The sequence below is a fragment of the Candidatus Endowatersipora endosymbiont of Watersipora subatra genome (assembly GCF_964026585.1).
Lineage (GTDB): Bacteria > Pseudomonadota > Alphaproteobacteria > Rhizobiales > Rhizobiaceae > Pseudahrensia.
In genome coordinates this window covers 262,849-276,095 of sequence record NZ_OZ032160.1, presented here as the reverse complement: position 1 = coordinate 276,095, position 13,247 = coordinate 262,849, and the positions used below count along the sequence as shown (strand labels likewise).

The window sequence follows — 13,247 nt, the reverse complement described above, 5'->3', positions numbered from 1 at the left end:
CTGGGATGCATAATGCAATACGGTGATCATCTTTTTTTAGTTGATGGATCTTCTTATATCTTTAGAGCTTACCACGCTATGCCTCCCCTTACACGTCAATCTGATGGATTGCCAACTGGTGCTGTATCAGGATTTTGCAATATGTTGTGGAAATTACTAAGTGATGTTCATCATAAATCTCTAGGTATTATTCCATCTCACTTCGCAGTGATTTTTGATCATTCAGCCACCACATTTAGAAATCAGATATATTCTGATTATAAGTCTAAACGTGATTCACCCCCAGAAGATTTAAGATCTCAATTTCAGCTCATACGAAAAGCAACCGAAGCTTTTAATATCCCCTATATAGAGAAAGATGGTTATGAGGCTGACGATATCATTGCCACTTATGCAAAACAGGTATCAGAAATAGGTGGTCATCTGACTATTATTTCCTCAGATAAAGACTTTATGCAGCTTGTCGGACCTCATGTCACTATATTCGATGCTATCAAAGGTCTCCATATTGGTTATAATGAGGTGGTAGAACGATTTAGTGTTGGCCCAGAAAAATTTATCGATCTTCAGGCTTTAGCAGGTGATTCAAGTGACAATATACCTGGAGTTCCAGGAATTGGTTTGAAAATAGCTGCTCAATTATTAAAAAAGTATAACTCTTTAGAAGAGATTCTAGAACGAGCCAGTGAAATCAAACAGAAGAAACGTCGTGAAAATCTGATGAGGTTTTCGAACCTTGCACGTCTTTCAAAAAAATTAGTGACACTGAACATCAATACGCCATTAGATTCTTCTTTGGAGACTCTCATCCTTCACCCCATCGATCCTCCTAAGCTTATTTCATTTCTCAAAGACATAGAACTTAATACATTGACCAAGCGTGTAGCAAAAGCTATGAATGTTGATGAATCTATCATTATGCCTCGTGATCATTTTTTTAATCCTAGAGAAAATGGTAATTTTTTCCTATCTCCAGATAAAATGGCCTCTTTATCTGTTGAGACTCAAACTTATGAAACAATCTGTAATGAGAACAGACTCAAACTCTGGATTAACGAGGCAGAAAATAGGGGGATTGTGTCCCTCGATACAGAGACAAATTCTTCAGATGCTATGCATGCTGTTCTGGTTGGATTATCACTATCTACTACACCAGGAAGAGCCTGTTATATTCCTTTAACTCATAACAAAAGAAAAGAAAACAAGCTTGAATCACACCAGATTCCTATGAGAAAAGCGATAGCTCTTTTAAAGCCACTTTTAGAATCACCTCGTGTTTTGAAAATAGCTCAAAACATTAAAGACGATTGGATTTTACTATCACGTTATGGAATCATAGTATCTCCATTTGATGATATCATGTTATTGTCTTATGTTCTAGATGCAGGGCGATCTGAACATAGTATAGAGTCTTTATCAAAAAGTTTGCTTAGCCATACACCGATTTCTTTCAAGGATATAGTTGGTAAGGGCCGTTCATTATTAACTTTTGATCAAGTTCCGATAGATAAGGCAACAATCTATGCAGCTGAAAATGCTGATTTAACATTGCGTTTGTGGCTGATTTTGAAAAGCAGGCTTTCGCAAGAGAATTTTTCTAAAATTTACGATTGCTTTGAACATCCATTAGTTAACGTTCTTGGTCATATGGAGAAGTTAGGAATTTGTGTTGATCAGAAAATCTTATTACGTTTCTCGGGTGAGCTAGCAGAAAAGATAAAAAATTTAGAAGATGAAATCTACGAAAAGGCTGGTATGATTTTTAATCTTAGCTCTTCAAAACAAATCAGTAAAATTCTGTTCGTCAATCTAAAACTTCCAAGTCTACAAAAAACAAAAACTGGGCAATGGTCTACATCTTCTAGAGTTCTAGAGAGTCTTTCTGAAGCGGGTTATGATCTTCCTTCCCGCATTATTGAGTGGCGGAAACTAACAAAACTTAAATCAACCTATGTCGATGGATTACTTAATTACATAAATCCAAGGACCCAACGAGTTCATACATCTTATTCTATGGCTTCCACTATGACAGGACGGCTGGCATCCTCAGAACCTAACTTACAAAACATACCCATCCGTACCAAAGAAGGACGAAAAATACGTCGTGCATTTGTTTCAGGTCGAGGAAACAAGTTAATATCGGCAGACTATAGCCAGATTGAATTACGTATACTAGCTCACATAGGTAATATCACACGATTAAAACAGGCTTTCCTAGATGGAGTGGATGTTCATGCCATGATAGCTAGCGAAATCTTCAATGTCCCTATAGATAAAATGGATCCAATGATACGCCGGCAAGCGAAGGCTATCAATTTCGGTATTATTTACGGTATTTCTGCCTTTGGGTTAGCTAATAATCTTAACATTTCTTATTCCGAAGCTTCTGATTATATAAAAATGTATTTTAAGCGGTTTCCAGGAATTCAAGCTTATATAGAAGATACAAAATCGTTTTGCCGAGAGCATGGTTATGTGGAAAATATTTTTGGGCGAAGGATCCATTATCCAGAAATCCAATCATCCAATGCGCATATACGGACTTTGAATGAACGTGCTGCGATCAATGCTCCCATTCAGAGTAGTGCTGCTGACATTATCCGTCGAGCCATGGTTAAAATGGAGACAGCACTAATATCCAAAAATCTAAAAGCAGAAATGCTTCTTCAAGTCCATGATGAATTAATTTTTGAAGTACCAAACCTAGAAGTCGAATCCACGATAAAAGTTGTTTGTTCCATTATGGAAAATGCACCGATGCCTATCCTTAGACTTAAAGTCCCCCTACTTGTCGATGCTAAAGCTGCTAAAAATTGGGCTGAAGCTCACTAGTTTTCTGACCTTTTCCTTAATTATAGATTATGAGGAAAATTATCATTTCAATTTTATCTTCTGGAAAAGACCTGTTATGTATGATAATTTTCTTCTTTGTCTTTTTCTTGGAAATCTTTTTATGTCTAGTCCCGATTTTTATTTTGAAAAAAAGATTATCAATAAAGGAAAGAGTCCTGTTTGCGGTGTCGATGAAGCAGGGAGAGGATCTCTCGCTGGCCCAGTTGTGAGTGCGGCCGTCATTTTAAATCCAACCAATATCCCAGAAGGTCTTAATGATTCCAAAAAGCTATGCCCTCGTCGGCGGGAAAATCTTTATCAAGCTATCATGGATACCGCTCTCTCAATTTCTGTCTCATCACTTAGTAGTAGAACAATAGACACTATAAATATCCACTCTGCATCTCTGATTACGATAGCAAATGCAGTTAAGAGTTTGGCTCTCAGGCCAGAATATGCGCTCATTGATGGAAACAGTGTACCTCATGATTTGGTGTGTGAATCAACTGTACTCATCAAAGGTGATGCTAAATCCCTATCTATCTCAGCAGCATCGATTATTGCTAAAGTGACTAGAGATCAACTAATGATAGCCGTAGGAAAACTTTATCCTGACTATCTCTTTCATAAGAACAAGGGGTACGGAACAAAGGAACACTTAAAGAGGCTTAAAGAAAAAGGGCCCTGTCCTATTCACCGATATTCTTTTATACCGATTATGAAAGCAATCCAATCATGCAGTTTAGTTTAAGTCATTGATATTGAAGATTCCAGTTCAAGGAGATTCTTGTTGAACAAATCATCAGCTTCTTTATCCTTTATTTTATGAGAAATGATTCTCTCTGATGCTTCCATAGCAATATCAATAGCCATTAATTTAATATCTGCTAGGATCTGGTCCTCTGCTTGCGCAATTTTCTTCTCAGCAAGAGATGTCCGTCTAGCAATATACTCTAGAGTTTTCTTCTCAGCCTCTTCAGCTAAGATGGTAGCTTCACGTTTTGCTGCAGAAAGAATAACTTCAACTTCATATTGTGCTTCCTTACGTTTCCGCTGATATTCGGCTAGTAATTGCTGTGCTTCCTCACGAAGATGACGAGCTTCTTCAATATCTTTAAGAATTCTGGCGGATCGATGATCTAGATACTTGAGGATCTTTTCTGGGATCTTCATGTACATCACAATTAATATAAAAAGGATAAGAGAAACCGTAGCCCAAAAGGTTGCATCCATATTCATGATCTTGCCTTACTGACCGCTGCAACAGCAGAAGAAATTTCTGCTTTATCGATCGATGTGTTTGTGCTTAAGAATTGAGAGAGAATCAATTGAACAACGTCTTCAGAAATTAATCCAATCTCACTCATGGCAGAGGCTTTAATTTTAGTAAGGTGAATCTCGGAATCACCAATCTTTTTTGTAAGATTATCCTCAACAAGTAGCAGTTTAGCTTCTATCTCATTCTTAGCCCTCTCATGAATGTCCCGATTAATATTATGGGCATGTAATCGAGCATCAGATAACTCCTGCTCATAGGCTGCAAGAGCGTCATCAGATTCAGTTTTAAAGCGGTGAGCTGCATCCAAGTCCTCAGCAATACGATCACCCCTCATTTCAAGAATAGAAGAAATACGCGGCAGAGCGACTTTGGACATTAGATAATAGAAAAGACTGAAAGTGATGAGAAGCCATAATAACTGAGAGGGAAAAGTGGAAGAATCAAAAGGAGGAAAGGCCTCCTTCTCCCTATCATGCTGAGCGAGGCTGATAGACTCAGTATTATTTATCTCTGAAGACATAGGATAAGAGACCCACGATCTATTCTATATTTATATTAAACAGCAAAGAGCAAAAGAAGAGCAATAAGTAATGAGAATATACCAAGAGCTTCTGTTACAGCGAATCCGAAAATCAACCGACCGAATTGAGCATCAGCAGCTGAAGGATTCCGAAGCGCCCCTGAGAGAAAATGACCAAACAAGTGACCTAAGCCGGCACCTGAACCTGCCATTCCTATACATGCAAAACCAGCCCCAACATACTTCCCTGCATTCATGATTGCATCTTCCATTTTAATTCTCCTGTATAATCTGGATTAATGTGTCAAAAACTACATCGTCAGTGAGACGGGTGTATAGCATCACTGAGATACATGCAGGTCAATATTGAAAAAACATAAGCCTGCAAAAAAGCAACTAGGAACTCGAGAGCAGTGAGAGCAACTGTAAAAACTAAAGGAACAATAGATCCTAAGATCCCACCAAAACCTAAAGCACTAAGGGTTACAACAAAACCGGAAAAGACCTTTAACGTAATATGACCAGCGAGAATGTTAGCAAACAAACGTATGGAAAGACTCAGTGGACGTGAGAGAAAGGATATAATTTCAATCAATACAATTAGCGGCATGAGTACTTTAGGTACACCCGAAGGAACAAAAAGCCTTAAAAACCGTCGACCATTACGCAAAAAACCATAAATGATTACTGTTAGCATCACCATCAAAGCCAGTGAAATGGTAACGATGAGATGACTAGTCACTGTAAAAAAATAGGGAACCATACCAAACAAATTAGCAATAAGAATAAAAACAAATGTCGAGAACACCAGGGGAAAGAATCTCATACCTTCCAATCCTGCACTTTGGCGTAGCAACCCTGCGACAAACTCATAACAAATCTCTGAAATGGATTGAGCACGATCAGGAATTAACCCTCTCCCCGAAGTAGTTACAATCAGAAAGGTAGAAGCAAGACCAACAGTCGCTACCATGAATAGTGAGGAATTTGTAAATGAAATATCATAGCTTCCTACTTCGAGAGGAAGAAGCTTATGAAGCTGAAATTGATGGATCGGATCGTTTGCCAAGCTGACATCACCTTGCAATTAAAATCATTATTCCTCTCCTCAAATAGAGAAGAGATGGCACCGGTTAACCAAAGAACTCAAAAACTAAGTGTATTCTTGCATAAAAGACATAACTAGCTCAAGTCCATAAGTTAAATTTTATAATAAAAACTATTTTTTTTCTTAATCTCTTTACTCATGCTCTGATTGAACTTCCGTTTGTTATTTCGAGGCTAGATCTGTAGAGCGTATGATGTTGAAAACAGAAGATACAAAACCAAGAACCAAAAAAAAGATCAATCCCCAAGGGTTCGTTTTAAAAAAATAATCAACACTATATCCTAATAAAGCACCAACAATCACGCTGGCAATGAATTCACTACTTAACCGTATGATAGGAGCTATCTCTACCATCTCTTTATTAGCTTTTTGAGAATTATAATCTTCTTCTTTGACACGCAAATTCTCTTTCAGAGTCTTCAGTCGATCTAATCGCTCCTTGTCGTCTGCAGAATTTTTTTTGTTAGAATGGTTCGAATTCATTTCCATTCGATATACACATCGCGATATAACCATAATGAGATCGAAATGAGCTAAGCCGTAATCGACAGAAACTCATAAATAACATAAGATCAAGACTCAAATTATCGACTAGATCGACCGGAATAATTAGGGCTTTCTCGAGTAATTGACACTGTATGAGCATGACTTTCAGCTAATCCAGCTGTCGATATTTTTATGAATTTTGCCCGTTTTTTAAATTCCTGTAATGTTGCACCTCCTACATAACCCATAGACGCCCTCAAGCCACCAATCAACTGATGTAAAACAACACTAACAGGGCCTTTGTAAGGCACCTGACCTTCGATACCTTCTGGTACAAGTTTTAGCGTATCCCTGACATCATCCTGAAAATAGCGATCCGCCGACCCGCTGGCCATTGCTCCAACCGATCCCATGCCGCGATAAGATTTAAATGAACGACCTTGATGAAGGTAAACATCACCAGGACTTTCATCTGTACCTGCTAACAAAGATCCAACCATCGCAAGCGAAGCTCCAGCAGCTAATGCCTTGGCCAAATCACCAGAGAATTTTATGCCACCATCTGCAATAACAGCTATGTTCAACTTTTCAGCTATTTCAACTGCCGACATGATAGCTGATAACTGCGGAACCCCAACACCAGTAACCATTCTCGTCGTACAAATCGAACCCGGGCCTATTCCAATCTTGACAACATCAACACCAACGTCAATCAATGCCTTAGTCCCGTCTGCAGTAGCAACGTTACCAGCTGCAATTTTTACAGAATCTGAAATTTTCTTTACTTTTCTCACAGAATCTAAAACCATTTGTGAATGACCATGGGCCGTATCAATGACCAATAGATCCACGCCTGCATCAATTAATCTTTCAGCCCGTTCGAGACCATATGAATCAACCGTCGTTGCGGCCCCTGTCCTTAGACGACCATTTTCATCCTTAGTGGCATTAGGATGGAGATAACTCTTCTCAATATCCTTAACCGTAACTAACCCTGTACAATATCCTTTGTTGTCGACGACAAGTAGTTTTTCTATTCGGTGATGATGCAAGAGACGTTTAGCGTCTTCCTGACTTACACCTTCGCTCACGGTAATTAGATTTTCACTCGTCATCAGTTCGCAAACCTTTTGATTCGGATCAGATGCAAAACGGACATCGCGGTTTGTTAGTATTCCGATCAATTTTCCTGTGTGATGACCGCCCGCTCCACCATTTTCGACGACAGGAATCCCAGAAATCCCTTTGACCTTCATAAGATTCAATGCATCCTGCAACGTGGCTTCAGGTCCGATGGTCAAAGGATTAACAACCATCCCGGATTCAAACCTTTTGACATGTCTAACCTCTTCAGCTTGCTCTTCAGAGGTCAAGTTGCGATGGATAATGCCTAAACCACCTGCTTGAGCCATGGCAATCGCCATCTTTGATTCGGTCACAGTATCCATGGCAGCTGAAAGGATAGGTAGATTGAGAGTAATATCTCTCGTCAGAGAGGCTGAGACATCAACTTGGGCGGGCAAAACATTGGAAGATTCTGGCTGAAGCAGTACATCATCGAAAGTAAGACCTGTTTCACCGGTTATAGTTGAAAGAATTTCTGCCATTGGAGTTAACCCTCTACTGAACTCTAAAATGATAACATGGCCTGAGGAATAATCATAGGATTAACATCAGAAAATGAAGCCATTGTGATTGTGAAAGTGTGAAATAGAGAATAAAAAAGAAATCACTTATCGTCTATCGTCGGCCTTTTGCCAAAAGGTAAATCTCACACGACTGATCTCTACTAGCAGGAGGCTTGACATGATGAAAACTTTTAAAGTTTGTCTTCATCAAAGACAGAATCTTATTATCGATGCTCCCTTGAAAGGTTTTTGATAAAAAATGGCCCCCTCGAACCAGAACCTCTACTGCGAATTCTAAAGCACTCTCAACAAGGGCAATTGTTCTGATTTGATCGGTTGTTCGATGTCCGATCGTTTTTGATGCCATATCCGACATTACAATGTCAGGTTGATGACCTCCTAAAGACTCTAATAGGAGTTCTGGCGCATCAATATCCAGAAAATCTTTTTTTAAAATTGTAGCTCCGGCAACTGGATTCATGTCTAGATTATCAATACCAACAACCCGGATATCGCCGGAATGAGAACTAATCCGTTCAACAGCTATCTGACACCATCCACCAGGTGCTGAACCCAAATCAATGATTCTTTGACCAGAGTGAAACAAATTGTAGCGATCATCGATTTCTAACAACTTATAAGCCGATCGTGAAGCATAGCCTTCAGCTTTAGCGAGCTGCACGTAGGGATCATTTAACTGTCTTTGTAACCATAAGGTTGATGAGATCTTGCGACCTCTCGCGGTCTTGACCTTGACCTTGGTATGTAAACGGCATCCCCTGGGTCTTCGGTTAATTAACCTTTTTCTATGACTGTCACGTACCATGGTAACCTTAACTATTCGCATAGAATTCGATAAGTTGCAACTAAAATTCTCTCTGTTTTTCTAGGGTCGATAAGAGTGCGATTATTATATTTATTATGTTTGATAACTTTAGTATGCCTTGATTTTTAAAGACAGATAACATCATGTGAAGAGTTGATTGAACCGAAATCACGAGCAAAATTGTCTCTGATACAAAAGAAGAAAGCATTATATTCTTAAACTTTTGAACCTGTGTTCAATTGACGTTTCAATATTTTAGGAGATTTTTTAAAGATGATGACAAATATATCGGTTGCCCATGATTCTCTACGAACTATTGTTGAACGGATCGAGAATCTTGAGGAAGAAAAGAAAGCCATCATTGATGACATCAAAGAAATTTATGGAGAAGCGAAAGCGAAAGGTTTGAATACCAAAATTCTACGAACTATTGTTCGTATGCGCAAACAAAAAGTGTCAGACCGAGAGGAAGAGGAGGCGATTCTTGATCTTTATATGAGAGCTTTAAACATGTCACCCTTTCCTGAATTCGTCTCTAAAGATGAGAGTTAATTCAGAAAGTCAAACTAATGGAAAAGCTCAATTTAAGATTTTATATATATCATTTGAGTCGCCCAAATTTTGACTTTTTGTGAAAGAATGGCCTCTTCTTTATTCTGTTATAACTAGTGAACTACAATAATTACATGATACCCCAAAAAGTCAGTCATTCCCTATGCTTACGACTTAAAGACATAACGAGATCAATTATACTTAATCTTATAAATATAAGATCGTGAGAGTTCGAGAAATGTCTAGTCTTAATCACCTACACCATTAATCAATTTCTATTAATGCTTTCTTTGCGGTATGAGGCACTATATCCTCATTCTCTCTTGAAAATCTTGAGAATCAGTCTGAAAACGAACCGAAGATAAACTCCCTATGCCCAAACGCAACGATATCGATTCAATCTTAATCATTGGTGCAGGTCCCATTGTAATTGGGCAAGCCTGTGAGTTTGACTATTCTGGTACTCAGGCTTGTAAAGCGTTGCATGCAGAAGGGTACCGCATTATATTGGTTAACTCGAATCCAGCCACAATGATGACCGATCCAGAACTCGCTCATGTTACCTACATTGAACCGATTACTCCAGAAATCGTTGCTAAGATCATTGCTCAAGAACAGAGAAAGCAACCGAAAGAAAAAATGGTTCTTCTCCCAACCATGGGGGGACAAACAGCACTCAATACTGCGCTTTCTCTAGAACGGAAGGGAGTTCTCGCTAAGTATAATGTAGAAATGATCGGCGCCAATGCAAAGGCAATTGATAAGGCGGAAGATCGTGATCTGTTCCGAAAATCGATGACGACAATTGGTCTGGCAACACCACGTTCTGCTTTCGTCAATACAACAGATCTGAAAAAACAATTCCTCGCAGAAAAAAAAGAACATTTCTCTTGTTCAGATTCAAGTCATCGAAAACAAAAAGAATGGGAGGCGGGTGAAGGGATTCGATATGAAAAACATCGACTCACTGCCCAGGTGCAAGCCCTCGAGGCTTACAAAACCACTGGCCTTCCCGCAATTATCCGACCGTCTTTCACTATGGGAGGCCAGGGTGGAGGCATAGCCTATACCCTTGATGAACTTTACGAACTTGTTCTTTCCGGTGTCGAAGCATCTCCTACCAATGAGGTATTGGTAGAAGAAAGTATTTTGGGATGGAAAGAATACGAAATGGAGGTGATGCGTGACAAAGCTGATAATTGTATTATTATTTGCTCGATAGAAAATGTTGATCCTATGGGTGTTCATACAGGTGATTCAATCACGGTTTCACCAGCGCTCACACTGACCGACAAAGAATATCAGACCATGCGTAACGCATCTATCGCTATCCTACGTGAAATCGGTGTTCATACAGGTGGTTCGAATGTACAATTCGCAGTCAACCCGCAAGATGGTCGCCTTCTCGTTATTGAAATGAATCCGCGTGTCTCAAGATCTTCTGCTTTGGCTTCCAAGGCCACGGGGTTTCCTATCGCTAAAATAGCCGCAAAATTAGCGGTTGGTTATACACTCGATGAATTAGGAAATGATATAACTGGTGGGGCCACACCTGCATCTTTTGAACCATCAATTGATTATGTTGTCACGAAAATTCCTCGCTTTCCTTTCGAAAAATTTCCTATGGTTTCCGATACCTTAACAACCTCTATGAAGTCAGTTGGCGAAGTGATGGCTATCGGCCGGACATTTTCAGAAAGCTTACAAAAGGCATTAAGATCTTTGGAAACAGGACTCTGTGGTCTAGATGAAACTGCTATTGAAGGACTATCACCAAACACCGATATCTCTGACAATAAAAATGCGATCTGTAAGTCACTAAGTACGCCAAAACCTAACCGAATTTTAAAGGTTGCGCAAGCTATACGCGAGGGTCTCTCTATAGAAGAGATATACAACTATTGTCGGATTGATATGTGGTTTCTACGCCAATTAAAATCGATCATAATGGTAGAAGACCGAATTAAAGCATATGGCCTGCCAAAAGATCAGCATAATCTTCGTATGTTAAAATCTATGGGATTCTCAGATAAAAGACTGGCTAACCTATCGAATTCTTCACCTACAGATGTAGCGAATCTACGCAAGAAGCTAAATATCTATCCCGTTTACAAGAGAATTGATACCTGCGCAGCAGAATTTGATTCACCGACCGCTTATATGTATTCAACCTATGAATCACCCTTTGGGGAGGATTTTCAGTGCGAATCGCAAGTATCAAAACGCCCCAAAATTATTATCCTAGGGGGCGGTCCTAACCGAATCGGTCAAGGCATTGAGTTTGATTACTGTTGCTGCCATGCTGCCTTTGCATTAGCTCATTTAGGTTATGAATCAATTATAGTCAATTGCAATCCAGAAACTGTATCAACTGATTATGATACATCTGACCGTCTTTATTTTGAGCCTCTCACCACAGAAGACGTACTAGAAATTATTAGGACAGAGACACAAGAAGGACAATTGCTTGGCGTCATTGTTCAATTCGGCGGACAGACTCCGCTGAGTCTTGCACACGATCTCGAGTTAGCAGGTGTAACTATTCTGGGAACCCCATCTGATTCTATTGATCTTGCTGAAGATCGTGATCGTTTTCAAAAATTTTTGATGAATCTAAATTTAATACAACCGCGCAACCGCATTGCGAATTCACGTCATGAAGCCCTTAAAATAGTTAATGATATTCCCTATCCAATTGTCATTCGTCCTTCCTATGTCTTGGGGGGACGGGGAATGGAAATCATCTACTCAAAGGACCAATTTGAACGTTATATAAACCAAGATGTTATCGTTTCTAGTGAATCGCCTGTACTAATAGAGAACTATCTTACCCATGCCATTGAAGTAGATGTAGATTGCCTTTCAGATGGTACAAACATATTTATCTGCGGTGTTATGGAACATATTGAAGAAGCTGGAATTCATTCGGGAGATAGTGCATGCTCCTTACCATCTCATTCTTTATCAGATGATTTACTAGATGAATTAGAGAATCAGACAAAAACTATGGCAAAGGCCCTTCATGTAGTTGGGCTTATGAATGTGCAGTTTGCTATCAAGGATGAGACCATTTATGTACTGGAAGTCAATCCACGTGCTTCGCGAACAGTCCCCTTTGTCGCTAAAACGATTGGCTTGCCAATTGCGCGAATCGCTGCCCAGCTAATAGCTGGAGAAAAGTTAGAGAAAGTATTGCCAAATCGCCCTGATATCCGAAATTTAAACCATATTGCTGTCAAAGAAGCTGTTTTTCCATTTACCCGTTTTCCTGGCTTTGACCCATTGTTAGGACCAGAAATGCGCTCTACCGGTGAAGTTATGGGATTAGCTTCTGAATTTTCGCTTGCTTTTGCGAAAGCGCAAATAGGTGCGTCCAATGATTTGCCCCGGGAAGGCACAGTCTTCATTTCAGTGAAGAATTCAGACAAACTTTTTATTATCGATTCGGCAAGAAAACTCGCGTCAGTCGGGTTCAGATTACTCGCTACCAATGGGACTTATTGTCATCTCTTAGAAAATGGCATTAATTCTCATCGAATCAATAAAGTACTAGAAGGTCATCCACATATTGAAGACTCTATCCGTAATAGGCAAATTGATGTCATTTTCAATACAACACAGGGACAGAAGTCTCGTTCTGACTCACGCTCATTGCGCCAAGCAGCTTTGATTAATAAAGTACCTTACTATACAACCATTTCAGGATGTATAGCAGCGACAGACGCTATTCTTGTGTTGATACGTGACGAAATCTCGGTCACCCCCTTGCAAGACTATTTCCGAACAATACAACATAACGAATAATGGAGAAAAAGTGTTCTATTTTTTAAAATTGAAGAAATCATAGAAAGACTATAAGGTATCCATGATATTATCATATCAAAGAGATGATTAGATTACACTTGACGCAGAGATCCTATATGTTCTTTAATTATTATTAACTCTCTGGTCTCTCTCTAATAGAGAGCTCATAAGAGCTCCCTCTATGATCCGCAGAGCGTTATAAAAAGGAGGAG

General features: G+C 39.4%; 11 protein-coding genes. 4 read left to right on the top strand and 7 right to left on the bottom strand.

The window, feature by feature from the left end; translation table 11 throughout:
• The first annotated feature begins 12 nt into the window (after positions 1–12).
• On the top strand, positions 13–2,832 hold the full coding sequence (gene polA, locus AAGD37_RS01325; RefSeq protein WP_341760486.1) for a DNA polymerase I: 2,820 nt from the start codon (positions 13–15) through the stop codon (positions 2,830–2,832).
• A 121-nt stretch (positions 2,833–2,953) separates the two neighbouring features.
• Entirely contained in the window at positions 2,954–3,583 is a 630-nt protein-coding gene (locus AAGD37_RS01320) for a ribonuclease HII (protein ID WP_341760485.1), read from the top strand.
• Here the strand turns inward: AAGD37_RS01320 and AAGD37_RS01315 are convergent.
• The 7 genes from AAGD37_RS01315 to AAGD37_RS01285 form a co-directional block, all read right to left on the bottom strand.
• A complete protein-coding gene (locus AAGD37_RS01315) occupies positions 3,580–4,071 on the bottom strand; it encodes an ATP F0F1 synthase subunit B (RefSeq protein WP_341760484.1) in 492 nt (163 codons plus the stop codon). The two genes, AAGD37_RS01320 and AAGD37_RS01315, sit on opposite strands and share 4 nt — an antisense overlap.
• On the bottom strand, positions 4,068–4,631 hold the full coding sequence (locus AAGD37_RS01310) for a F0F1 ATP synthase subunit B (RefSeq protein WP_341760483.1): 564 nt from the start codon (positions 4,629–4,631) through the stop codon (positions 4,068–4,070). The genes AAGD37_RS01315 and AAGD37_RS01310 overlap by 4 nt, the downstream gene beginning before the upstream one ends.
• A gap of 35 nt (positions 4,632–4,666) precedes the next feature.
• Positions 4,667–4,888 carry a F0F1 ATP synthase subunit C gene (locus AAGD37_RS01305; protein WP_424945457.1) on the bottom strand — a complete coding sequence of 74 codons (222 nt, stop codon included), beginning with the start codon at positions 4,886–4,888 and terminating at the stop codon, positions 4,667–4,669.
• A gap of 62 nt (positions 4,889–4,950) precedes the next feature.
• Complete coding sequence (locus AAGD37_RS01300) at positions 4,951–5,700, bottom strand: F0F1 ATP synthase subunit A (RefSeq protein WP_341760636.1); 750 nt, start codon at positions 5,698–5,700, stop codon at positions 4,951–4,953.
• Positions 5,701–5,901: 201 nt separating this feature from the next.
• Positions 5,902–6,255, bottom strand: a complete 354-nt coding sequence (locus tag AAGD37_RS01295) for an AtpZ/AtpI family protein (RefSeq protein WP_341760481.1) — start codon at positions 6,253–6,255, stop codon at positions 5,902–5,904.
• Positions 6,256–6,323: 68 nt separating this feature from the next.
• Positions 6,324–7,832, bottom strand: coding sequence for an IMP dehydrogenase (gene guaB / locus AAGD37_RS01290; RefSeq protein WP_341760480.1), 1,509 nt, complete (start codon positions 7,830–7,832; stop codon positions 6,324–6,326).
• 133 nt (positions 7,833–7,965) lie between these two features.
• Positions 7,966–8,679: an RlmE family RNA methyltransferase gene (locus tag AAGD37_RS01285; protein WP_341760479.1), complete on the bottom strand. Its 714-nt coding sequence runs from the start codon at positions 8,677–8,679 to the stop codon at positions 7,966–7,968.
• A 276-nt stretch (positions 8,680–8,955) separates the two neighbouring features.
• Here AAGD37_RS01285 and AAGD37_RS01280 point away from each other — a divergent pair, with 276 nt between their 5' ends.
• Both AAGD37_RS01280 and carB read left to right on the top strand, forming a co-directional pair.
• Complete coding sequence (locus tag AAGD37_RS01280; RefSeq protein ID WP_341760635.1) at positions 8,956–9,231, top strand: DUF2312 domain-containing protein; 276 nt, start codon at positions 8,956–8,958, stop codon at positions 9,229–9,231.
• 372 nt (positions 9,232–9,603) lie between these two features.
• Positions 9,604–13,035 carry a carbamoyl-phosphate synthase large subunit gene (gene carB, locus AAGD37_RS01275; RefSeq protein WP_341760478.1) on the top strand — a complete coding sequence of 1,144 codons (3,432 nt, stop codon included), beginning with the start codon at positions 9,604–9,606 and terminating at the stop codon, positions 13,033–13,035.
• The last annotated feature ends 212 nt before the right edge of the window (positions 13,036–13,247 follow it).